Source organism: Paenibacillus sp. fava2 (genome assembly GCF_058313675.1).
This window is the reverse complement of the sequence record NZ_CM177755.1, coordinates 2,423,305-2,445,761: the sequence shown is the minus strand read 5'-3', so window position 1 is coordinate 2,445,761 and position 22,457 is coordinate 2,423,305. Positions and strand designations below refer to the sequence as shown.

General features: G+C 51.0%; 19 protein-coding genes. 5 read left to right on the top strand and 14 right to left on the bottom strand.

Annotated elements, in window-relative coordinates; all coding sequences use genetic code 11:
- Positions 1 to 5: 5 nt before the first annotated feature.
- From AC4G46_RS10255 to AC4G46_RS10225, 7 genes are all read right to left on the bottom strand, one after another.
- Positions 6 to 725, bottom strand: coding sequence for a glycosyltransferase family 2 protein (locus AC4G46_RS10255; RefSeq protein ID WP_491127841.1), 720 nt, complete (start codon positions 723 to 725; stop codon positions 6 to 8).
- A gap of 283 nt (positions 726 to 1,008) precedes the next feature.
- The gene (locus AC4G46_RS10250) at positions 1,009 to 1,686 is read right to left on the bottom strand and encodes an HAD family hydrolase (protein WP_491127840.1); all 678 of its coding nucleotides are present in this window, start codon (positions 1,684 to 1,686) and stop codon (positions 1,009 to 1,011) included.
- A gap of 172 nt (positions 1,687 to 1,858) precedes the next feature.
- Positions 1,859 to 2,113 carry an AbrB/MazE/SpoVT family DNA-binding domain-containing protein gene (locus AC4G46_RS10245; protein ID WP_241781935.1) on the bottom strand — a complete coding sequence of 85 codons (255 nt, stop codon included), beginning with the start codon at positions 2,111 to 2,113 and terminating at the stop codon, positions 1,859 to 1,861.
- Between the two features lie 368 nt (positions 2,114 to 2,481).
- The gene (locus tag AC4G46_RS10240) at positions 2,482 to 4,578 is read right to left on the bottom strand and encodes a glycoside hydrolase family 36 protein (RefSeq protein WP_491127839.1); all 2,097 of its coding nucleotides are present in this window, start codon (positions 4,576 to 4,578) and stop codon (positions 2,482 to 2,484) included.
- A 328-nt stretch (positions 4,579 to 4,906) separates the two neighbouring features.
- The gene (locus tag AC4G46_RS10235) at positions 4,907 to 6,235 is read right to left on the bottom strand and encodes a type 2 periplasmic-binding domain-containing protein (RefSeq protein WP_491127838.1); all 1,329 of its coding nucleotides are present in this window, start codon (positions 6,233 to 6,235) and stop codon (positions 4,907 to 4,909) included.
- Between the two features lie 123 nt (positions 6,236 to 6,358).
- Positions 6,359 to 8,005 carry a response regulator transcription factor gene (locus AC4G46_RS10230; RefSeq protein ID WP_491127837.1) on the bottom strand — a complete coding sequence of 549 codons (1,647 nt, stop codon included), beginning with the start codon at positions 8,003 to 8,005 and terminating at the stop codon, positions 6,359 to 6,361.
- 4 nt (positions 8,006 to 8,009) lie between these two features.
- Entirely contained in the window at positions 8,010 to 9,758 is a 1,749-nt protein-coding gene (locus AC4G46_RS10225) for a sensor histidine kinase (protein ID WP_491127836.1), read from the bottom strand.
- A 296-nt stretch (positions 9,759 to 10,054) separates the two neighbouring features.
- On the opposite strand from AC4G46_RS10225, the gene AC4G46_RS10220 reads away from it, so the two are divergent.
- The 3 genes from AC4G46_RS10220 (at position 10,055) to AC4G46_RS10210 (ending at position 13,259) form a co-directional block, all read left to right on the top strand.
- The gene (locus AC4G46_RS10220) at positions 10,055 to 10,945 is read left to right on the top strand and encodes a carbohydrate ABC transporter permease (protein ID WP_068720454.1); all 891 of its coding nucleotides are present in this window, start codon (positions 10,055 to 10,057) and stop codon (positions 10,943 to 10,945) included.
- Complete coding sequence (locus AC4G46_RS10215) at positions 10,945 to 11,778, top strand: carbohydrate ABC transporter permease (protein WP_068720456.1); 834 nt, start codon at positions 10,945 to 10,947, stop codon at positions 11,776 to 11,778. Before AC4G46_RS10220 ends, AC4G46_RS10215 begins: the two co-directional genes overlap by 1 nt.
- Before the next feature lie 365 nt (positions 11,779 to 12,143).
- Entirely contained in the window at positions 12,144 to 13,259 is a 1,116-nt protein-coding gene (locus AC4G46_RS10210) for an IS110 family RNA-guided transposase (protein ID WP_491125419.1), read from the top strand.
- Positions 13,260 to 13,887: 628 nt separating this feature from the next.
- Here AC4G46_RS10210 and AC4G46_RS10205 read toward each other — a convergent pair.
- The 4 genes from AC4G46_RS10205 to AC4G46_RS10190 form a co-directional block, all read right to left on the bottom strand.
- A complete protein-coding gene (locus AC4G46_RS10205) occupies positions 13,888 to 14,886 on the bottom strand; it encodes a CapA family protein (RefSeq protein ID WP_491128839.1) in 999 nt (332 codons plus the stop codon).
- A gap of 204 nt (positions 14,887 to 15,090) precedes the next feature.
- Positions 15,091 to 15,756: a class I SAM-dependent methyltransferase gene (locus AC4G46_RS10200; RefSeq protein ID WP_491127835.1), complete on the bottom strand. Its 666-nt coding sequence runs from the start codon at positions 15,754 to 15,756 to the stop codon at positions 15,091 to 15,093.
- Positions 15,757 to 15,834: 78 nt separating this feature from the next.
- The gene (locus AC4G46_RS10195) at positions 15,835 to 16,857 is read right to left on the bottom strand and encodes an SDR family oxidoreductase (RefSeq protein ID WP_491127834.1); all 1,023 of its coding nucleotides are present in this window, start codon (positions 16,855 to 16,857) and stop codon (positions 15,835 to 15,837) included.
- A gap of 20 nt (positions 16,858 to 16,877) precedes the next feature.
- Positions 16,878 to 17,816 carry an aldo/keto reductase family protein gene (locus AC4G46_RS10190; protein WP_491127833.1) on the bottom strand — a complete coding sequence of 313 codons (939 nt, stop codon included), beginning with the start codon at positions 17,814 to 17,816 and terminating at the stop codon, positions 16,878 to 16,880.
- Positions 17,817 to 18,144: 328 nt separating this feature from the next.
- Between AC4G46_RS10190 and AC4G46_RS10185 the strand changes: the two genes are divergently transcribed.
- Positions 18,145 to 18,687 carry an NADPH-dependent FMN reductase gene (locus AC4G46_RS10185; RefSeq protein WP_491127832.1) on the top strand — a complete coding sequence of 181 codons (543 nt, stop codon included), beginning with the start codon at positions 18,145 to 18,147 and terminating at the stop codon, positions 18,685 to 18,687.
- Between the two features lie 189 nt (positions 18,688 to 18,876).
- Positions 18,877 to 19,089, top strand: coding sequence for a hypothetical protein (locus tag AC4G46_RS10180; RefSeq protein WP_491127831.1), 213 nt, complete (start codon positions 18,877 to 18,879; stop codon positions 19,087 to 19,089).
- Between the two features lie 64 nt (positions 19,090 to 19,153).
- Here AC4G46_RS10180 and AC4G46_RS10175 read toward each other — a convergent pair whose 3' ends face one another.
- The 3 genes from AC4G46_RS10175 to AC4G46_RS10165 all read right to left on the bottom strand — a co-directional run bounded on the left by AC4G46_RS10175 (position 19,154) and on the right by AC4G46_RS10165 (position 22,224).
- Positions 19,154 to 19,975, bottom strand: a complete 822-nt coding sequence (locus AC4G46_RS10175; protein ID WP_491127830.1) for a serine/threonine protein kinase — start codon at positions 19,973 to 19,975, stop codon at positions 19,154 to 19,156.
- A gap of 361 nt (positions 19,976 to 20,336) precedes the next feature.
- Complete coding sequence (locus AC4G46_RS10170; RefSeq protein WP_491127829.1) at positions 20,337 to 21,656, bottom strand: S-layer homology domain-containing protein; 1,320 nt, start codon at positions 21,654 to 21,656, stop codon at positions 20,337 to 20,339.
- Complete coding sequence (locus AC4G46_RS10165; protein ID WP_491127828.1) at positions 21,628 to 22,224, bottom strand: hypothetical protein; 597 nt, start codon at positions 22,222 to 22,224, stop codon at positions 21,628 to 21,630. Before AC4G46_RS10165 ends, AC4G46_RS10170 begins: the two co-directional genes overlap by 29 nt.
- Between the last annotated feature and the right edge of the window lie 233 nt (positions 22,225 to 22,457).

The following is a 22,457-nucleotide window of genomic DNA, read 5'->3' as shown; positions in this document are numbered from 1 at the left end:
ATGTCTTACTTCAGATTTGGGGAGGATCTGATCCGGTAACGGACAACTCTGCGTTTCAGCATACAAATGACCACTACATCCAAAAGTTTGGTAACAAGCTGTTTGCCGGGCGGACGTTTGAAGCTTTTCCGTTTTCTTTTGCGATAGGTAACAGAGACCTCAATGACGGAAAAGCCGTTCATCCGCGCCAGTGTCGGCAGATAGCGGTGCATCCCGTTGTATAAATGAAAGCTGTCCGCCACCTCACGCGTCATCAGCTTGAGCGGGGATTCCGAATCACGGATCTGTTCTCCGGTAAGCCAGTTGCGGAGCCGGTTGCCTAGCCGGGCAGGAATCCTGGTTAGCAGGGATGCCTTGGAATCCGTCCGCCGCCCGTTCACGAAATCCACCTTGTTGATAAACGGCATCAGCCGGACAATATCCCGCGGATCGCCCTGCAGTCCGCCGTCCATCAGCACAATCAGCTCACCGCCGGACTGCTTCAGTCCTGCCGAGACCGCTGCCGTCTCACCGCAGTGACGCTCGAAATGGATGACCTTAACCGCCTTGTCCCCTGCGGCCAGCTCATCGAGAATAGCAGCGCTCCGGTCTCTGCTGCCGTCATCGACCATCACGATTTCATAGCTGCCCGCCTTGTCTTTAACTGCAGCTGTTATACTCCGGTACAGCTCTATAATCCGGTCTTCTTCATTGTAGACGGGTACGACAACAGACAAGTTGATCAAAGGGGGTCACCTCATGCCAAGTATTTATATTCACATCCGGGAGAAAGAGTTACACAAGCAGCAAGAAGAAACGGCTTACCGTCTTGCACCCAAGAACACCCGGACGGATTCCGTTTCTGCGGAGATATATTGAATTAAATCATAATTTAGATAGGTTATCAACCTATTTTTTTGAATGAAAGCCTCACACAACTTTACTCTATCCGCATCAGTCAAAAAAAGCCCTCTCTCCGCAAGCTGCGAAAAGAAGGCTAGTCTATTGATACTGGAGCTTACCCATTAACTATTCTGCACTGTCGTACAGTCCGATCAGTTCATCGAACGCAGAAATAATGACATCGGAGCCCTTCAGCTCCTCCTGGCGTCCGAATCCGGCATAACCGCAGCCGATCACGGTCTGTCCGTTGCCTTTGCCTGCCTCCACATCGGAAGACCGGTCGCCGACCATCCAGGCGCTGCTTACCCCATTGTCCTTCAGCAGGAGGCCCAGGAGCTCTGTCTTCGTTGCCGTTCCCTGGCCGCCTGCACTGTACAGCCCCTCGAACAAATCCTTGAGCTCATGCACAACGACTATGCTGTGTATGTAATCCGCCAGCCCGTTGCTGGCGACGAACAGCCTGACTCCCCGTTCATGCAGCGCGCGCAGCGTCTCCACGACCCCCGGGTACAGCAGTGTGCCGCCGGCCTCCAGCCCTTCGATCTCCAGCTGCAGCAGCAGCTCATCCGCTCTGCGGTGCACCGCTTCATCCGCTTCCGGCATCACGTTCTTCCAGATCTGCGCAAGCAGCATACCCAGACTGCCCAGAATACGCTCCTCCGGCGGTGTGGGACCGGCATACAGCCCTTCCTCGCGAAGGATATCGAACATTTTATGGTAAGCAGGCAATAACAGGCTTTCCGTCTGGAACAGCGTTCCGTCCATATCAAATACAATCGCTTCCGGTTTCTTCAGCTTCGTCATCAAAGCGGCCCTTCCCTTCATGTTGTTCTGCACGCCTTAATGATATAGGATTGCAGCACACATTGTCTACGCAACGGGGACCCGGGCATTAAAAAGACCGGAGCGTTCACTGTTAAAGTGTCTGCACTCCAGTCTTTCTGTCCAACTGAATTCTCAAATTAAAAATAAAGGATTAAATCCGGTCAAAGCTGGCGATCAGCTCATCAAGGACATCCTTGCTGACCATTTTGCCTCTGAAGTTAATCAGGTTTTCTGCGCTTCCGGAGAAGATGCAGGTAGGCTCATATTTTCTGAGAATGATTTTTTCTCCGTCAACAAAGATTTCAAGCGGGTCTTTTATGTCGATTCCCATTGTTCTGCGCAGTTCAATCGGAATTACAATACGTCCCAGTTCATCAACTTTTCTCACAATACCAGTTGCTTTCATTAATATGCATCCTCCCTTGAAATAAGCACTTTATATAATCATTTGTGTTAAAAGCTATCAAGGCTTCTAAATAGTAGTAATGATTACGCTCATATTTGCATTGTAAAGTGCTATTTCTTCCCTGTCAAATTTATTTCTACATCTTTTGATATTTATCGACATAATATTCGACAAAGTTTAGAGATGATTCGACAAAATATAAAAATTCTTTCAATTAGCAATATTATGATTTTTAGATAGTTTTACATGAATAATAATATTTTTTTGCGAAAATAGCAAAAACACCCTCCGCAAGCACTGGTCAATGATTTCCAGATTGCGAAGGATGTCTCTATTCGTACGGGGTCCTTAAGACCTTGTTTACCCTCTTAACTATGCAGTTCAAACAGTCTGGCCGTTCTTCCGGCGGGAACAGATACGGTCAGGCTGCCCTCCGCCTTGTTCCAGCTCCATTCGGAGTTATGCTGCTTGGGATAAGCGCAGCTGATCCGTACCTCCCGGCCGGCAAGCTCCGGCAGCGGCAGCGTTATTCCCTGCTCTTCCCCGGCAATCCGCCAGACTGCCAGATAGCGGATATTACCGTGCTGCAGACCATAGCTGACCCACTGTCCCCGGCTGTCCGGCAGGCCAAGCGGCCAGAACGGCATTGCCTGCGGGATTTGAGCGCGGACCGATTTATAGTAATCCAGCGCTTCACGCACCAGCTCCCTGCGGCCGGGCGCAAGCTCTGCCAGATGGCCGCTCTGATGCACACGCAGCAGGAGGGCGTTGATCATGTTAAAGATGACCTCTTCATCATCGCCTTCGCGCAGTGGATAAGACCAGACCGCCGATTGCTCCGGGGTCAGCGCCAGCGGGGAAGAGGCGGCAATCGCCGCATAGCTCACGTAGTCTTCCTGGTCACTCGTGGACTGGATACTGTGGCGGCTCAGCATGGCATAATCCATCCTCATGCCGCCGCTGGAGCAGTTCTCGATGACCAGCTCCGGATAACGCGCAAAGATGCTGTCGAGCCAGGCCAGATAGGCCCGGTTATGCTGCAGAAGCCCGTCTCCAAAGCTGTCTGCATCCGTCTCGGTGCCGATACCCGCATTAATGTTGTAGTCCATTTTGATATAGCCTACGCCATACTCCTCGACCAGACGGGCAATAACACCATCGGCATGTTCGATAACCTTGGGACTGCGGTAATCCAGCTGATAACGGCTGCGGTCCTTGACCCGCTTGCCGTGCCGCATGAAGAACCAGCTGTCGTCCGTTACGGCCAGCTTCGGGCTGTTGATCCCCATGACCTCCAGCTCCAGCCACAGTCCCGGAATCATGCCTTTGCTGCGGATGTAATCCAGCACATATTTGATCCCCTCCGGAAAACGCTCAGCCGAAGGCTCCCACTGGCCGACACCATCCCACCATTCTCCCGGCGCATACCAGCCGGCATCAATGCAGAAATATTCACAGCCGACATCTGCAGCTGCATCAATTAGCGGCAGCAGCTTCTCTGTTGTCGGGCTGCCCCACAAGCAGTTCATATAATCATTAAAAATAATCCGCAGCAGCTCATTGTCCTCATTCGGTCTGCGGATAATCCGGCGGTAGGCCGTCAGCTGCGCGGCCGCCGCTTCTATTCCCCCTTGCACGGAGCCGGCGCCAACCGGCACGGAGTTGAATTCTTCATCCGGCGCAAGCTTCAGCCACCAGTGGTTGTCATGCTCTGTCGGTCCGCTGACCAGGAGAGTTAGCTGATCGTACTGGTCGGTCAGCTCCCAGTGCCACGAGCCGTTATGCTCAATCTGCCAGAACAGGCTGCTTCCGCTCTCCTTGTTATGCAGCACCGCCATCGGCAGCAGCTCCGCCGCAGACCAGGAGCCGGTATTGCTGGCGGCAATCCGCTTCGAGCCCCTGTCAGCCAGATGATACATGCCCAGCTCCGGCAGGCTGTAGGTCCGCCACTGCAGCTCGCTCTGCCAGCCGCTGTGTCCCAGGGTAACTTCTATCTTGTCCCCCCTGTCACCGCTCCCCTCCTTGTCCACACCTGTGAGGGCAAAGGAAGAAACATATTCTACAGCAATATCACTGTCTCCTTCATTCTTCAGCACCGTCCAGGAACGGACGATCTGCACCCCGCGGTAAAACTGAAAATGCTGCACGGCCTTCAGCGCAGTGAGGGGATCTTTCAGAGTAAACTCAAGCTTACGCCCCAGCGCATTAACAGTATCGCTATGTCCGTCATATTCCATCCGCAGCCCCGGATAAGAGGCACGGTGCGTCCGGCCGTGATACTCTGCGCGGTCTTCACCGGACAGCTGCAGCTCCAGCAGCCGGAAGCCCGGCTTATGCTTGTCCGCAATCGCTCCCGGCTCAAGCGGCGCCGCCCCGAAATGCAGCAGCCGCACATCCAGCTCCTTTGTAATTTCGATCGTAAGATATAATCCGTTTTCATTTATCTCTAGCAGCTTGCTGGTCATAAGTGTTGAAGCCTCCTGACAAATGATGGTGTCTTCCTTCTCTCCTAATTATAAAGCCTGTCTTTGTATTCGTAACTTTTGATTTTTAGAGCATTTGCGTTAGCGGCGAAGCAACGGAGGGGAAGTTTGGAATTGGAGGAGCGGCAGCGTCCGCCTTTATGTTTTGGATTTCTACTGCGGCCAGCAGATATATTCAGGAAATCCAAACATTCCCCGCAGTTGCGGCTAGCCGCCGAGCAATCCGCTTTAAAAAACTCTGTTACATAACAAAGACGGCCCCGCCGGTAAGAACCTTACCTTCGAGACCGTCTCGGATTATCACTTTCTGTTATTCAGCCGAACCGAATTGAATCCATGCCTTCTGAATTTCGTCGATCGCCTGGTCTTTAGTCTTGCTGCCGCCGATGTAGGCCTGCATCAGCTCGCCGAATTTCTGGTGGAAGGTATCCAGCGAGTAGTTGACGGACAGGTCGCCGGATTTTTCGGTTTTGAGGATTTCATCCATTTCCTTCGGCATCTGCAGGTCAGGCATTGGAGCATCCTTGATTGGCGGAATGACTTTGGCTACAGTAGAGAACCAGCTTTTACCGTAGTCGGAAGTGTACAGCCAGTTGAAGAACTCGATGGTTTCGGCAGCTACTGCGGAATCCTTGTTAATGCGCAGCGCCTGGTCAGCACCGGTAATAATCTGGGATTGCTCAGCCTTGTCACTGACCGGGTAGCCTGCGATGCCAAGGTCGAAGTCTGGAGTGATCTTCTTGATCGCTTCTTCATCCCATGCGCCTTTACCGGTCATGAACGCTGCTTTGCCAAGTGCAAAATCGCTCACTTCAGCATTGCTGTCACGTTCCAGCGGCTTGTCTGTTCCGTGCTTAACGGTAGTATCGATAAAGTTGAAGAAATTATCGTACAGCACCGGATGATCCTTGAAGGTGGTCTCACCGGCGATGAAGTTGGCTACCAGTGTCTTCGCATCGATACCGGCATCCATAGCCGCTGCATCTACAAAGTGCTGGAAGATGTGCTTCCATACCCACCACTCTTTATAAGCATTGGCGAATGGCGTGATGCCTTTGGCTTCCAGCTTGGTGATGGCATCATCCAGCTCGGCGGTTGTTTTCGGAACATCAGTGATACCGGCATCGGCCAGCAGTTTTTTGTTATACATCAATACGAACAGGTTGCCTTTTACCGGAAGCCCCAGCACCTTGCCGTCAGTAGAGGTCATGTTGGCCCGTACGGCGTCTGTCATGGCTGCAGCCAGCGGTTCATTGGTCAGGTCAGCGCTGTATTCGGCAAAAGTATCGATATCCCCGCCGGCAGTTGTCTGGAAGACGTCAGGCGTGCTGCCTGCGGCAATTTTGGATTTCAGTACGGTATTATAGTCGGCTTGCATAATTTCCAGGTTGATGGTCACGTTCGGCTTCACTTTTTTGTACTCGGCAATGTATGCATTGAAGGCGTCCGTGTACTCCGGTGATGCGGTGAACATATTAATCGTTACAGGCTTGGAGGAGTCTGTTTCGGTTGCTGCGTTATCCCCGCCATTTGTTCCAGCTGTGTTGTTAGCGGCATTATTGTTATTGCCCCCGCAGCCGGCCAGCAATCCCCCTGCGAGCAGCAGGCTCGCTGAGACTGCCATGAATCTTTTTAACATGATGTTGCCCCCTTTTCCTCATGTATCTTGTGTTCTTGGTGTTTATTCTAAATAAAAAGAAAAAGGATAAGAATGTACATAAGTGAACTTCTAAGGGTAAAAAAGTGGGCTAATGTAACCGTTTCACTTTTCTGCCTCCAAGGCCCGGGCCCGGAATTCAGAAGGCGAGCATTCATAGTAATTGCGGAACGCCTTGCTGAAGTAATTCTTGTCCTTATAGCCCAGCATTTCGGAAATATCCTGAACCTTGAGCGCCGGGTCGGCCAGCAGATCCCTGGCTTTGTCCATTCTCACCTTTTGCACATACTCATGAATGCCGCAGCCGTATTTGCCCTTGAACAGCTTCATCAAGTATTCTCTGCTCAGGAAATACTTATCCGTGAACATCGATATTTTAATATTCTCAAAATAATGGTTATCAATGTATGCTTTAATATTTTCCAGCACACCGCTGCGGTTGCCGGCAAGCGATCTGCTGATTTCACCGGCATAGGCATCCAGAAGCTCATTGAGCAGTCCTTCAAACTGGCTGAACGAAGTATAATCGCCGCTGAGGCCAAGTGCAGCCAGCCCTTTATTCTTGACAGCACGCAGCGCAGCCGGCACCTCATCCAGCTCTCCGGCAATATCACCGAGCAGAATCAGGAGCTCGCGGAGTGTCCGGTCCGCATCTCCCAGGCTGAAATGGGCCGAGGACTGCCATCTCTGGGTGAATTCGTTCAGAATGCTTTTGGCATGGGCGGCATTCCCGCTCTCCAGGATGCTGCGGATCTGCGGCATCCGTCCGGTCAGGGAAGGGCTGTCCTTGAATTCCTGCACGGGGCCCCCCCCGCCGGAAACCACCGGCCCCTTCAGTTGCAGCAGGTCAATATCATCCAGCCTAGCTTTAGCCATATCATAAGAGTCCGCCAGCTCCAGATAATCACCGTATGTAGCGCCGAGCGCACCGGCACACAGTATGCCGAACAGCTCCTTCAGCGTCGCGGCCGCTTTTTTCAGCTGGTGCATGGAGTGGAAGACCGCATCCTCCTCATAGCCTTTTTTCATCGTAAAGATCGCAATCAGTTCCCGCTCATTCCTTGGGTTCACGAAGCTGAACGCTTCAAATGCTCCACCGCTGTTCTCATTAATCACATTTGTCACGGCAAAATGCATCAGATCACGGTCCTCATGGAACCGCCCCTTGCGTACCTGTTCCAGATTAAGCAGCCGCAGAATGCCGGCCGTAAACTGGTTGCCGGCTGTATCCCCGCCGATCAGCGGCAGAAAGGCCTCGTTCGACTGGTTCTTGAAGCTGCGGTCCAGAATGGACAGATACATCTTTTCCTTGAGCTTGGGCACAGACATATTGAGCGTGATGTTCTGCGCAATGAACTCGCTTCTCTTCCGCTTCCTGGCTTCAAGCAGATCTACAGCTTTGCGCAGCGCACTGTTAAGATCGCCGCGGTTCACCGGCTTCAGCAAATAATCGACCACCTTGGAGCGGATCGCCTGCCGGGTATATTCAAAATCATTATAGCCGCTGATCACAATCAGCAGCAGCTCCGGAAATTCCTGCTCCGCAATCTGCAGCAGCTGGCTGCCGCTGAGCTCCGGCATTTTCATGTCAACAAGGGCCAGATCGAATTTGTCCTTGCGCAGCATGTCCAGTCCGGTCTTGCCGTCGCTGGCTTCCAGCACCTCGCCGACACCCAGCCCCTTCCAGTCGCCCAGAATATGAATCGCTTCGCGCAGCGGCTCCTCATCATCAATGATCAGCACTCTATACATGTTGTTATTGGCCTCCCCGCGGTAAAAGAATATCCATTTGCGTTCCGTTTCCTTCACTTGTTATCAGCAGACCCGCTTCATCACCGTACAGCAGCTTCAGCCGGGTATTCAGGTTTTTGAGGCCTATGCTCTCGTGTCCTTCGTCCTCACCGGATGCTTCAGCACCGCCGGCCTCCTCATCCCACTGAATCTGCAGCGAGCCCAGCACCTCTTCCAGCCGCTCCGCCGTCATTCCGGGCCCGTCATCCATCACCGAAATCACACTGTAGGCCGGCGTCACATGCGCCTCAATCCGGATAGTCACGGTGGTCGACACCTTTTCCAGGGCATGCTTGATACAGTTCTCCACCAGCGTCTGCACGGACAGCTTCGGAATCCGCAGCGTAAGCAGGCTCTCATCCCATTCATAGACCACCTGCATCCGGCTGCCGAACCGGGCTTTCTGCAAGGCCATATAGCGTTCAATATGCCTAAGCTCCTCGCTCGCCTGGACAACATCACGTCCGCTGATGCAATACCTGAGGGTAAGCGCCAGATTGTCCACCATCTCGACGATATCATCATTGTTGTTCTTGAGCGCCTTGGTGGAGATTGCCTGAAGAGCGTTATACAGAAAATGCGGGTTAATCTCCGCTTCGAGTGCTTTGAGCACCGCGTTTTTCTCAACAATCTTCATCTTGTAGCGTTCATTGATCAGCTCGTTCGTCCGTTCCACCATTTTGTTAAAATGCCGTGACAGATAGGCAATCTCATCATTGCCCTCCACCCTCGCCTCCGCCTCAAAGCTGCCGGCGCTGAAGCGTTTCATCTGCAGGGACAGGTTTTTCAGCGGATGGGTAATCCGGTTGGACAGGAAGCCTACCAGAATAACCGAGGCAATCAGAAAGAGCAGCCCGATCGAATAGCTGAGCTTGCGCGTCGTGGTCGCCGCTTCATAAATCTGCTTGTAGGGAATCGGCTTGACCAGCTTCCAGCCCTCTTTTTGGCTGATATCGTAGATGACCAGGTATTTCTCCTGATCGTCTGACCAGGTCACCTGTCCGCCTTGCTCCGCTGTAAGCTTATTCAGCAGATCCGCCTCTTCTGTCCGTTCATAGAACGCCTGATCATCCACCACGTAAGGCTCATTGTCCGGGCTGATATACATCAGATGCTCCCCTTCCGCGAAGGGAATGTCCTTCATAATCTCATCCGCCACACTGGAGTTGAAATACAGCGACAGCACCGCCTGGGGCTCACGGGAAGCAATCGAGCGCAGCAGCCGGTGATAGCCCATAAAGCTTGCATCTGTATTGACCTTGTAGTCGCCCTTCTCCGCATGATCACTGACAAAAGACTGATAGGACCGGTTATTCGGGCTGGCCAGCGCGCGCTTATACCAGGTCAGATGATCAATCGGCGGATGCTCGGTGACCCGGACCGTAATATTATAGTTCTCCTTGGTCACGTAATAATATTTCTGCTCCTTGATGATATAGAGATAGATGGACTCCAGATCCTTGCGTGAAAAATAGAGATTTTTCAGATAATCCTCCACATACATCTTGGAAGCATAATCCTGTGATTCATGCGTAATGGCGTAAGCAAATTCATCATAGGAGATCTGCGGCAGGGACAGCTGCTCAATCCCGTCAAGATAGCTCTCCAGATTGCGGCCGACCAGCAGCAGATTGTTGCTTGTGCTCGCTATGCTGTTGTTCACCGATTCCTTGCGCAGCATCCCGTAGGAGATGAACGTCAGCGACGTGACCACGAGGATGATAATAATGGAGAACAGCAGGATCAGCTTGTTGGCCAGACGGCGGGAAACCCGCTCCAGGAGCGGCTCCAGAAGCTTTTGTATGTTGTTTTTTATGATGGCCGCAGCCTCCCCGCCTCTAATTTTGTTTCCGCTTTCAGTTCACTTTTTTACCCCTAACTGTCTTCTTAAATCCATTTCTGAGTATACGGCGCTGCCCTATAATACACAATATAGACTAACCGGAATGGTTAAGTGTGGCAAGCGGGGTCCTTAACTCCCACCCTATAAATAGCAGAAGAGGTGCATCCATGTTAAAATCACTCGGCAGAAAATGGCGCGAGAAAACGGAGTTCGGGCTCTTCACCCTCCCCGTTCTGATCTGTATCGCAGTAGCCTTCTATGTTCCGTTTATCATGACCATCCGTTATTCCATGACCAAATGGAACGGGATCTCCAAGCATCCGAAGTTCGTCGGGCTGGATAACTTCAAGCAGATTTTTACGGGAGATACCAATTTCTCCGATTCGGCCTGGTTTACGATCAAATATGCGGTTCTCTACATCGTTATCGTCAATGTGCTGGCTATTCTGCTGGCTGTGCTGCTCGATATGAAGCTGAAATCTACCTCCTGGCTGAGAGCGGCCTTCTTCATTCCTTACATTCTCAGTCTGGTTATCGTTGGTTTCATCTGGAAATTCATCTTTATGCAGGGCTTCAACTCACTTGGTGAAAGCACCGGCTGGGGCATTTTCGGCCTGAGCTGGCTGGGGACGCCGGGGCTGGCCTTCATATCCATATTAGGGGTATCCATCTGGCAATCCATCGGATTCTATCTCGTTATCTATATCGCCGGCCTGCAGTCCGTGCCTGAGGATCTTAAAGAAGCCGCAACAGTTGACGGTGCCGGAGCGCTGAGAAGGTTCTTCAGCATTACGCTGCCGCTGCTCGCACCATCTATTACCATCTCAGTCTTTATGGCGCTGACCAACTCCATTAAAGTATTCGACGTGATCCTGTCGCTGACCGGCGGCGGTCCGGGTGGAACCACCTATAGTATCGCCTATGACATTTACCGTGACACGTTCCAGAATAACCTGTACGGCTACGGTACGGCGAAAGCGCTTATCCTGTTCGTTGCGGTGCTGATCGTTACCGTGATCCAGCTTACATTCTTCAAGAAAAGAGAGGTGGAGGCATAATGAAAACCAACAACAAGACCGGCAAAATTATACTCGAGATTGTGCTTGTCCTCCTCTCCCTGCTGTTCCTGTATCCGCTGTTCCTGACCATTATCAACTCTTTCAAAAGCTTCAGCGAAGTCATGACCGACGTGATCGCCCTGCCGCAAAAGCTGACCTTTGCCAACTACTCTTATGTATGGGAATTCATCAACTATCCGCGGCTGTTCCTGAACAACTTCATCATTACCGGGCTCGGGCTGCTGGGGATTGTGTTCGTCTCCTCCATTGCCGCTTACAAGCTGGCCCGGACCAAAACAAAATGGAGCGGCGTCATCTACTTCCTCTGCATTATGCCGATGCTGATTCCGTTCCAGTCCATCATGCTGACCGTGCTGCAGACCGCCAAGAACCTGAACCTGTCCGAGAGCACCTGGGGCCTCGGCCTGCTCTACTGGGGCTTCGGCGCACCGCTTGCCGTCTTCATCTATCACGGCTTTGTTAAAGGGATTCCGCTGGAAATCGATGAAAGCGCCACGATCGACGGGGCTTCCGGCTTCCGCCTGTTCTTCAGCGTGATCTTCCCGCTGCTGAAATCGGTAACGACTACCATCGTTATCATCGACGTAATGTGGATCTGGAATGACTTCCTGCTCCCGCTCCTCATGGTCAACGGCTCACCGGATACCAAGACACTGACGCTGGCCGCCTACACCTTCGTCGGACAGTACACCTCCGACTGGCAGTATGCAATGACAGCTATGGTAATGGCCGTACTGCCGTCCATCATCGTGTTCATCTTCCTGCAAAAGTATATTGTTAAAGGTGTTGTCGCCGGGGCGGTTAAGGGCTGATCAGCTTGGTTGGCCGTAAGGGTTCAGTGTAATGAACACAGTGAAACACCTTATGCCGGATGACTGGTACAACGCAACACTACTATAGCCGTATGATAGACACAGCAAACACCCCATAGCCGCGATGGCTGTGGGGTGTTTGCTGTGCTTGCAGTGTTTGTATGCAAATTTGCTGCTGCCAATGTTAGAAAACCAGATGGCTGAATTTCCTGATGAGTGCACGTTTTACCTTAGGCTGCTCCATAGCGAGACGCTGATTAAACTAAGTTATGATGAACGAAAGGCAGCTCCTGTTCGCACACCGTAGGTTAAAATGGAAGTGAGAAACCACCATTTCAGAGCTACATGCGAAAGGAGCTGTTACTATGAAGAATACCATAAAATACGTCGGTTTGGATGTGTCTAAAGAAAAAATTGTGGTGGCGATTGCAGACGAGGGCCGGGAACCTGCCCGGTATCATAGTGCCATTGCCCACACGCCCGATGCGGTGGGACGTTTAATTCGCAAACTCCAAAGCCAAGAAGTCACGCTAGAGGTCTGCTATGAGGCGGGACCTACCGGGTATGACTTGTATCATTGGCTGACGAAAATGGGGATTTCCTGCACCGTTATCGCCCCTTCACGCATTCCACAGCGCCCAGGCGATGCGATAAAAACCGACCGGCGGGATGCCGAGCGATTGGCCCAGCTCCATCGTGCCGGGGAATTGACTGCGATCCATGTGCCAACTCCAGAAATCGAAGCCTTGCGAGACCTCATCCGGGCCCGGGAGGCTGCCCGTGGCGAGTTACACCGAACCCGGCAGCGGCTCATCCACTTCCTGCTCAGGCACCAGATTCACACACCGGAAGGAATGAAACGGCGCTGGACGAAGAGATACCGGCAGTGGCTAACCACCCTGACGTTTGCGTTTTCAGCTCAAGAACGGGTATTCGCCGAGCTTCTGCAGGAGCTGCGGGAAGTGGAGGAGCGAATCAAACGGTTTGAAGCCGCCATGCGGGAGGAAGCGGAAATCTGTCCGTACGCCCCCGTGATTCAAGCCCTCCAGGGCCTGCGGGGAATCGCGCTGCTTACCGCCATGACGCTGGTCGTCGAGATTGGGAATTTTGAGCGGTTCCGTTCGCCAGCTCAGCTTATGAGTTATTTAGGTCTGGTCCCAAGGGAATATTCCTCGGGAGCCAGCACGAAACGTGGACGTTTAACCAAAACCGGCAATGCAGCAGTACGGCGTACACTTGTCGAATCAGCCTGGAGTTACCGTCACCGGCCAGCCGTCAAAGGGGAGTTAGAAAAGCGTCTGGAAGGCCAGTGTGCGCATGTCCAGGAAACCTCGTGGAAAGCACAGGAACGGTTACACCGCAAATATCTGAAAATGGTCAAACGAGGGAAACACCGAAATCTGGCGATGGCAGCTGTAGGGCGGGAATTAGTGGGATTCATCTGGTCGATTGCCCGAAATGCAGAACAAAGAATGGCGTAGCGTAGAAAGGCAGGTTCCCGAAAATTGAATCCTTAGGGCGTGGAGACAAAGAGAAAGGTTCGAGGAGAAACCGTGATTTTCCACTGCACAGGATCTGCGGATCTGACGTGCGAAACTAAGTTTACGGCAGCTCCTTCGACGTAGGCATAACATGTGGTAACCAACCCACGGATAGCAGTGTGCCAGCCGACGACTCGCATTTTGTCTCTACGCCCAAGGGATTGAACCCCTTTGGTTTAAAGGGTGAAAACAGGAGAATTGACAAATTCGTTCATAGCAGTGGAAAAACGTCACCTAATTCCGGGCAGAACGCCTCTAAGCGCAGACTAAGTGGAAAAACGTTACTTATTATTGCCGGTTCTGCTTCCAACGTGGATTATGACCCAAAATAAGCTGCATTTTTCCACCTAATCGCTACATATTCCGGAAATTCAGAGATTTAAGTAGCGAAAATCCAACTAGTTGCTGGAGAACAGCAGAAGGAGTAATAGTACAAAGCCGTAACATGTGCTAAAGAATCAGACTGCGCAGACGGCCAGCATCAGCGGGCGATCTATTAAAGGACTCCTTCGCCTTCACCCTACAGTCAAATTCATTCCCTCCCCGCCGCCTGCTCCCGGCTCCCCGTTCACAGCTTCTCACTAACCGCTCCATCTGCAGCAATCTTCGCGTTGAACGACAGCTTGTTCAGCTTCATGATCGCTTCCTTATTATAGGCAGCGCCCATAAAGTTCGGCTGTCCGCCGATGATCTTGAGCGGAGTAATCCGGCTGGTGATGCCAGAATCCGTAATGGTGAAGTCGGCCAGCATCGTATGCACGGTCTTCTCTCCGCCGCGCGTGGATTTGTTGAACACAAAATTACCCAGCGAATAGTAGATCGGCTTATGCTTGTAATACTCGATCCCCATCAGACAGTGGCTGTGTGCACCGAGAATGATGTCCGCACCGCTGTCGATCATCTGCTTGGCCAGCGTACGGGCGTACTTCTGAGGATAATCCGCGAACTCTTCATTCCAGTGCAAATATACAATCGTATAGTCATTGTCTTTGGCGGATTTCTTGATGGCGCCGAGCAGCGGCTCCGCCGTGTAGGCTGAGGCAGCACCTGATGTAGTCTTCCCGGCATGCCAGGAAGGTCCGGACAGCACCCGGCTTGCCCCAAGCACGGCAATCCGCTTGCCTTTGACTGTTTTAACATACGGCTTGAAAGCCTGCTCGATATTGCTGCCGGCCCCGGTGTGGCCGATTTTGAACCTGTCCAGATGGACCAATGTGTCAAGCATCGCATTCTGGCCGTAATCGAGGATATGATTATTCGCCAGTGTTACGCCGTCAATGCCGGCATAGCTTAATCCGCCGAGCGTCTCCGGTTTGGAGCGGAAGGCAAAGGTCTTCTCTGCCGCCTGGCCGCGCACCGATACAGGCGTCTCCAGATTGGCGAAGGCCAGATCGGCTTTTTGCAGCACAGGAGCTACCTTCGCAAACGGGAAATTAACCCCGTACCTCGCTATTTGCTCCCCTACGAAGCCGTCCAGCAGAATATCGCCGGCAAATGTAAGAGTAATAGGGTCTGCCGGCTGCGCCTTGGACGCTCCGCCCCAAACCGCCGGGGCAGGAATCAGCAGAAAAAATAATAGAAGAAGTAGGACTGCTCTGCGCACTTATTTGACTCCTTTTGATAAGATATCTATCAACTATAACGGATAGCGTCGGTTATCTAAAAGAGTAAAAAGTCCCGGCTAAAGAAGGTGGAGATAAAATGGTTAACAGGCTGCTGCCGGGCCTGAACCTTCGGGTTCTACAGCAGCTCCACTATCCGATACTCAAGTTCAACTATAGCTTTGCGCTTTCTTCAGCACTGCCCGGAAGCAGCTCAGCCCGCCCCACTGCTCCGTCCGCAGCGCATCCTCCGGAAGATTGAAATCTGTCTCACCCCAGTACTGGAAGCCAGCCTGCAGCAGTACATCGTTCATCACCGGCAGATTGACGGTCGGATAGTCGAAGGTCAGCACCAGCAGCCCCTCACCGTTCAAAGTCCTGTGGAATTCCCGTATGGTCAGGATCGTATCATTCAGCGATAAATGCTCCAGTACCGAAATACAAAAAATCGTATCAAAGCTCTCATCCGCATACGGCAGCGAGGTTAGCTCCGCCTGGGCCAGATGCAGGCCTGTCGTTCTCCTGGCCATGACCTGACGGGCTGCCTCTATGCCAATGTCATCTTCAATATTCCGGATGATCGCTTCCTTTGATAGGATCCGGGCATCCCTGTCACAGGCATGCACCTCGGCGCTGAAGCCGGCAAGATAGAACTTGAGCGGATGGGAAATGCCGCAGGCGGCATCCAGCACTACATCATGGGGAGAGACAAAGTTGGTACACCATTCATATTCATAAGGCCGGCTCCACCAGGACTCCGGCAAGTCATAAATCAGCTTGTCACGGCGGGCATCGGAATGGACAAAAAAACGGGATACATAAGGATGTGTCGGCATGACCAGGACTCCTTTTTTACAGGTTTCGGTAGGTAGTGAGAGTATATTCACCATTCCCTGATTCATGCCACATCCGTGTTACACGTAGTATGAGAGCAGCTTGGCGTCAACGCCATGTCTGCTGATCAGCATGTCCAGCATTTTAGACCATTCTGTATCCACGGTGCAGAGCTGCGGCCGGGCTTCGAACCATTCAACCGACTGTCCGATTCCTTCGGCAAAAGGAACCTCAGCGCTGAACCCCGGCACCAGCCTTTTGAGCTTGCTGTTGTCGAACACACTGCTTACCCCCTGGTCGCCGATCAGGCCGTCGGCTGTTCCCGCCGGCGTATGGGCGGCGATGAAATCTGTCGAGATATGCACCACCTTGGGTTCTCTCCCCGCAGCTTCACCGATGGCCGCATAAATCTGGTTCCAGTTCAGCGACTCATCGGAGGTGATGTGGATCGCCTCACCAATCGCTTCGGGATTCCCGAGCAGGCCGATGAAGCCGTTGGCAAAGTCCGTATTGTGCGTCAACGTCCAGAGTGAAGTGCCATCACCATGAATGACCAGCGGCTGGCCCTTGCGGATGCGTTCCACCAGCGACCAGGGATGCTGCCAGCTGGTAAGCGCTGCCGGAATTGCCGTAACGCCGTAAGTGTGCGAAGGCCGGACAATGGTGACCGGGAAGGCACTGGTGCGGTGCACCTCCATCAGCAGCTCTTCACAGGCGATTTTGTCACGGGAATATTGCCAGTACGGATTGGCCAGCGGTGTTTCTTCCGTAATGAGGTAGCTCCGCTGCGGCTTCTGATAGGCCGAGGCAGAGCTGATGAAGATATACTGCTTCGTCTTGCCGGCGAACAGCTCAATGTCGGTCTGCACATGCTGCGGTGTAAAGGCAATCCAGTCTACAACAGCATCAAACTCGTAGCCTTTCAGTGCTTCTGCCGCCCCCGCCGCATCGCGGATATCTCCCCGGATTACCTCTGCCCCGTCAGGTACGAATTCACTGCGCTCCCCGCGGTTAAACAGATACAGCTCAATCCCCTGTTCGACTGCAAGCCTGGATACGGCCTGGCTGATTAATCCTGTGCCTCCGATAAAAAGTACCTTCATCTGTATCTGCTCCTCTCTCTTTAGGCAATAATTTCGTCAATCCGCGACAAGACTTCACCGCTCAGTTCGACACCTGCAGCCTTCACATTCTCCTCCACCTGCTCCGGCCGGCTTGCACCGACAAGCGCGCTTGCTACATTAGACTGCCGCAGGATCCAGGCGAGAGCCAGATTGCCGACCGAAAGATCCAGCTCTGCTGCAATTTTACCCAGCTGCTGCACCTTGGCGATCTTCTCTTCCGTGACCCCTTTGCGCATCCATTCCAGCCTGGAGGCCCGGCTGCCCTCAGGAATGTCCTCCGCCGAGCTGTATTTTCCGGTCAAGAGACCTTGAGCCAGCGGCGAGAATACAACCTGTCCGATTCCTTTGCGTTCGCCGAGCGGAATAATTTCTTTTTCTATATAACGTTCGAACATATTGTAAATCGGCTGATTGACCACAATGCGGTCCAGCAGATACCGGTCCGCAACAGCCAGCGCCTCAGTCATCTGGGCAGCCGTCCACTCGCTTACGCCTACGTAGAGCACCTTGCCCTGACGGACCAGATCATCCAGTGTGCGCAGCGTTTCCTCAATAGGTGTCTCCGGATCGTAACGGTGGCAATACATAATGTCCACATAATCTGCCCCCAGCCGCTTCAGGCTGGCATGGCACTGCTCTGTAATATGCTTGCGCGACAGGCCGCGGTCATTCGGACCGTCTCCCATAACGCCGTATACCTTGGTGGCCAGGACATAAGATTCGCGGGGAAATCCGCGCAGCGTCTCACCGAGCAGCTTCTCGGCCGCACCTTTTTCATACACATTGGCTGTATCAAAAAAATTCACGCCCAACCCGTAAGCGGTTTCAATAGCTCTGACAGCATTCTCCTGTTCCACATATCCGCCGTACGTCAACCAGCTTCCCAGACTGACTTCACTAACCTTCAGCCCCGATCCGCCTAATCTGCGGTACTTCATTCCACACTTCTCCTCCCAGTTCCTCTTTATCCGGCCCGAGTGTGAACCGGTATTTCAATTGCACATTGTTATTTTAGACCAGTTTGCTAGGAATTTCTATCTGTTTGAAAAAATAGCCCGCCCTATGATAGAGAATGTAATCTGCAGACGGGAAATCGGGCATAGCTATATATGAGAATAGCGGGTTAGCCGGAATTCAAAACCACTCTATACATCAGTCACTTAATCAGTTTCAAAATTACACTTGCTTTATAAAAGTAATATGCTATAATAATTTTCATAAAGGTCAACACGAAATCCAATACACTTACTTTAGGAGGAATTTCAAATGACAACATTGAACATCGGTATTATTCTGGGAAGCACACGCAAGGGCCGCGTAAGCCCGCAAGTCGGGGAATGGGTGAAAGGCATTGCAGATGCCCGCGGAGACGCCAACTATGAGATCGTAGACATTGCCGACTTTAAGCTTCCGCTGCTGGGCGAAAGCGATGATTATGGCCCTGCCGCAGCCTGGGCCGCCAAGCTGGCTACTCTGGACGGCTTTGTGTTTATCGCCCAGGAGTATAACCATAGCATTACAGGAGCACTCAAGAATGCGCTTGACTCCGCCCGGGAAGAATGGAACAACAAGGCTGCCGGGATTGTCAGCTACGGTTCGGCAGGCGGAGCACGCGCAGCTGAGCATCTGCGCGGAATCCTCGGTGAGCTTCAGGTAGCTGACGTCCGGGTACATCCGCTTCTCTCCCTCTTCACCGACTTTGAGAACGGCACAGTCTTCAAGCCGGCGGATCTGCACAAAGCGAACGTCAATGCGATGCTTGATCAGGTACTGGCCTGGAGCGGTGCCCTGAAGACACTGCGCCAGTAAGTAATATCATCGTAGCCCTAACAAATACAGCAAACAGCCGCTTCTCACCAGGAGCGGCTGTTTGCTGTTATTAACAACGTTAAATGAAAAAATTCTCATGAAACCTTAATCTAATCATGGCGTACTTAAGGGTAATAAAAGAGTAAGATTATATTATAAGCACAATATATCTTATAAGGAGGAAACATGATGCTTAGAAAACTTCTTGGCAAGGTACTGCATTCTGTAGAACATTCCAGGCCGGGCGGACACCGTAAATACTCAAGCAGTCACAAAGGGAGGTCATATTACGGCAGACATTCAAGCAGCAGCCGCGGATATAAGCGGTATTCGTCGTCCGATGCGCACCGCGGCGGAAGCGGTCATAAATATTATAAAAACCGTTACGGCAGTTCCAGCTGATAGCCGGCTGCCGGAATGGTCCAAGAGGCGCCTTCATGCTCAAGCTGAAGGCGCCTCTTTATTGTTATTTCAGCAGACTCTGATATATTGCCTTAGCATCCAGGACAAAGTCCGCAGTATCCGCATAAGGTTCGGCATGTTCTCCAAGCAGCCGGTTGAGGAGCCTCAGCATGTCCGGCGATACCTTCAGCTCCTCCCGCCAGCTCCGCTCTTGCTTCCCGCGTTCAGGCACATAAGCAGAATACAGCATAAACAGCATCAACTGGCCCATATCATACAGATCCGAAGCAATAACCGGCGGCATTCGTTCAGGCAGCACCACTGCCTGCAAGGCATCCTGACCACTCGAATCCTCCTGCTCCCCGATCCTTTTTGCCAGGCCGAAATCAATCAGATACAAGTCTTCCTCCTGTAAAATAACATTAGGAATCCGCAGGTCCAGGTGGACGTATCCCCGCGAATGGACATGCATGACCAGCTCTGCCAGCTTTAGAATGACAGCCAGGCTTTCCCGCTCCCCGTAGATACGCTTGTCGTCAAAGATCAGGTCCTCCAGCGTTTTCCCTGTAATGTAATCAATGGCCAGCCAGTTCGAGCCTTTAAACTCCAGATAATCCCGGCATGCGGGGATCCTGGGATGATCCATAGCCTTTAGGATCCTATACTCCTTCTCAAGCAGCATCCGTCCCGCGTCTTTTTTGCTCGGTCTGGACTGCTTCAGCGCATAAAGCTCCCCGTCTTCAGTATCACGGCAGCAATAGGTAAGCCCGTAGCTGCCCTCACCGAGCAGATGCTGTATTACGTAACGCCCGCCGATCAGCTTCCCCTCCGGGAGCGGGTAATCCTGCCAGGCCTTTATAAATCCGTTCAACCACTTAAATACCATAGCTTTGTTTTTCTCCCGTCCCTGAAGTTTTAATGCTATTATCACATAATTTGCTGCAGAGAGGAATGTCCCCACTTGTAGGAGATATGCAGGAAAACGAACATAACAAAAAACAGGTCAATTACGGTGGTATCTGACCATAATTGACCTGTTTGATGTAACGCAGTAGCACTTGAAATCAGCCATCCGACTCATTCGACACTAGTAGTAGGTCTTCTTCATCTTCCTCCCTGGTTTATCTCTTTGATATGAATCTTCCATAATTACTCTTAAACCACAAAATAAATAATGTAGCTATAGCAGTACACGCCAATGTTAGTTTTATTGGTCTTTGTTCCATATTGTTCATCTCACAATACCATTATTGGACAAAGGGTATGTTCAAAAGATACTTCGTCTCCCCGTTCCATTGGGTTGAGGGAGTTCTCATAAAGATCATAATTGAACTAGATCTTTTCCAGCCTGTTTTAGGAAAGATTAGCGCCGTGACATCCCCGATATTTTTTTGATACACATATCCAGTAGTCGCTAACCCACCGTTAGAAGTGATAGTTCCTTTAGCATCCAAACCGAGAATAGTAAAATCAGCATGTGCATCTTTGTGAAATTCAGTATGTACAAATATTGTCTTAAAATAGATCAGGTAACTGTTCATAGATTTTGTTACTGGGACACCATTCTGATATAAATAGTTTTGCCATTTTAATGTAGATACAGGAGGGATAACTTTTAAGTTCGGATCATTCTTATCCGATAAATCAATCACTATCACTTCCTCGACACGTTCAATGAATCTTTTATCTCTAGTAGAGATCTGATAATTCTCTTCCTTCCAGCGTTCTTCAATATTGAGATCTATTTTTGGATCACCGGATAATAAAATCTCCCCCATCATCGTAAAAATATTCGTCTTATGCCAAGCCAATTCCGCGCTGCTGACAGCATATTTATCTACCTTGAGCTTGCCTCCGCTGTTTACAGTCAGAACACGCTCTACGGCAGCTACAGATTGGGCTCTTGTGGTATGTTCCTGTTCGCCAAGCTTGCCTGCACCCAATCCGGAGATCAAGCCCGTTTTTGCAGCCAAATACATCCATTTATTGTCTTCTTTTGTTTCAAGTCCTGCGGCCCGGGCAACGATGCGCGCCATCTCCCGGCGGGTAATTTTCCGGTTCCATTCCAGCTCCGAATTGGCAAAATCACCTGCGGCATACAGGCCCGCCTGCTGCGCAGCACCTACATAGCTTTCGTACCACTTTCCTTCAGTCGCTTCTACCGGCTGCCCGGTTGCGGTCACAATCATTTTGATAAATTCAGCCCGGGATACACTTGCATCCGGCTTGAATAAGCCCCCCGGATACCCCTCCACATAACCTTTATTTACAGCGGTATCAATTCCTGATTTCGCCCAGTGGGCAGCGGGAACATCGTTAAATGAAGCAGTTGCCGCTTCAGCTTCAGGATGGGATGGAACGGCCAGGCTCACAGCAAACAACAAACACAATATAACTGCCCTCTTATTAAATTTTTTCTTGTAAGTCTGCACAAGTACACTTCCTCTCTTAGTTAATACAGATAAGTACAATCGGGTTCTTTGTACCTGATTGGTCAGCATTTCTTGTAAGCTCATTTTTTTCATCACCACTTGGATATTACTTATAATTGTTAGCAGCCTGTCCATCCATCAGGATGATAAAGGCAGCCTTCCCTTCCGCATCATAAGCTGTTGAAAGAAGTTGTGTGGCTATAAGTTCATCCCCGGAGAGCGAATTCAATTTTACTGCAGATCTTTCCAGCATCTTCCTGGTATTAGTATCGTAGTAATATTCCATAGATAAATCACTCTCTTCTATTGCATACTTTTCTCCATACAACGCTTTGATAGCCGATCTGGTCATGCCCGCTTCAGCTCCTCTTGCAGTTCTGTATATCCCCCTTGTATCACCCCGCAACGTTATTGCAACTACCTTATCTTCCCTATAGAGCACACTTAGTCCGGAATCATATGTATACGAATTGGGCAAACCTTCATTTCCAGTTCCCAACACCTTCTCCGCATCTTTACGGCTCATACCATAGCTGACCTGCTCTTTTCTGTTATCTGCTTTGTATATAGCCATATCCTGTTCGGAGAATGTGTCTGGCTCCATTTTGGCTGAACTGACAACTTCAGAACTGCTGCTGCAACCTGCCAGAATAAGAAGTAGAATGGCTGGCGCTAAGAAAATACAAATCCATTTAAATTTCAATGTTTTCCCTCCTGATATAGATTGAACTTATAGCTTTTTATTTGAATCTTTGCGGTGACTCCAGAGTTTGTTTGACCTTCCGGCCGCTGCCCTTCTGCAAAACACTTACTTTAGCACCCTCCTATGATGTAGTTAACCCAAACTTAAAATATGTATATTTTAAAAATAGGATTTATAATTAAATTTAGAATAATAAATCTTAATTGATTATAATAGTTTTAAAATATATTTTT

What these genes read in the sequence shown, in the direction of transcription:
- AC4G46_RS10250 (WP_491127840.1), bottom strand. Translation starts at nt 1,686, where the DNA reads ATGACGAAGCTGAAGAAACCGGAAGCGATTGTATTTGATATGGACGGA.
- AC4G46_RS10245 (WP_241781935.1), bottom strand. Translation starts at nt 2,113, where the DNA reads ATGAAAGCAACTGGTATTGTGAGAAAAGTTGATGAACTGGGACGTATT.
- AC4G46_RS10240 (WP_491127839.1), bottom strand. Translation starts at nt 4,578, where the DNA reads ATGACCAGCAAGCTGCTAGAGATAAATGAAAACGGATTATATCTTACG.
- AC4G46_RS10235 (WP_491127838.1), bottom strand. Translation starts at nt 6,235, where the DNA reads ATGTTAAAAAGATTCATGGCAGTCTCAGCGAGCCTGCTGCTCGCAGGG.
- AC4G46_RS10230 (WP_491127837.1), bottom strand. Translation starts at nt 8,005, where the DNA reads ATGTATAGAGTGCTGATCATTGATGATGAGGAGCCGCTGCGCGAAGCG.
- AC4G46_RS10220 (WP_068720454.1), top strand. Translation starts at nt 10,055, where the DNA reads ATGTTAAAATCACTCGGCAGAAAATGGCGCGAGAAAACGGAGTTCGGG.
- AC4G46_RS10215 (WP_068720456.1), top strand. Translation starts at nt 10,945, where the DNA reads ATGAAAACCAACAACAAGACCGGCAAAATTATACTCGAGATTGTGCTT.
- AC4G46_RS10210 (WP_491125419.1), top strand. Translation starts at nt 12,144, where the DNA reads ATGAAGAATACCATAAAATACGTCGGTTTGGATGTGTCTAAAGAAAAA.
- AC4G46_RS10200 (WP_491127835.1), bottom strand. Translation starts at nt 15,756, where the DNA reads ATGCCGACACATCCTTATGTATCCCGTTTTTTTGTCCATTCCGATGCC.
- AC4G46_RS10195 (WP_491127834.1), bottom strand. Translation starts at nt 16,857, where the DNA reads ATGAAGGTACTTTTTATCGGAGGCACAGGATTAATCAGCCAGGCCGTA.
- AC4G46_RS10190 (WP_491127833.1), bottom strand. Translation starts at nt 17,816, where the DNA reads ATGAAGTACCGCAGATTAGGCGGATCGGGGCTGAAGGTTAGTGAAGTC.
- AC4G46_RS10185 (WP_491127832.1), top strand. Translation starts at nt 18,145, where the DNA reads ATGACAACATTGAACATCGGTATTATTCTGGGAAGCACACGCAAGGGC.
- AC4G46_RS10180 (WP_491127831.1), top strand. Translation starts at nt 18,877, where the DNA reads ATGCTTAGAAAACTTCTTGGCAAGGTACTGCATTCTGTAGAACATTCC.
- AC4G46_RS10175 (WP_491127830.1), bottom strand. Translation starts at nt 19,975, where the DNA reads ATGGTATTTAAGTGGTTGAACGGATTTATAAAGGCCTGGCAGGATTAC.
- AC4G46_RS10170 (WP_491127829.1), bottom strand. Translation starts at nt 21,656, where the DNA reads ATGGACAGGCTGCTAACAATTATAAGTAATATCCAAGTGGTGATGAAA.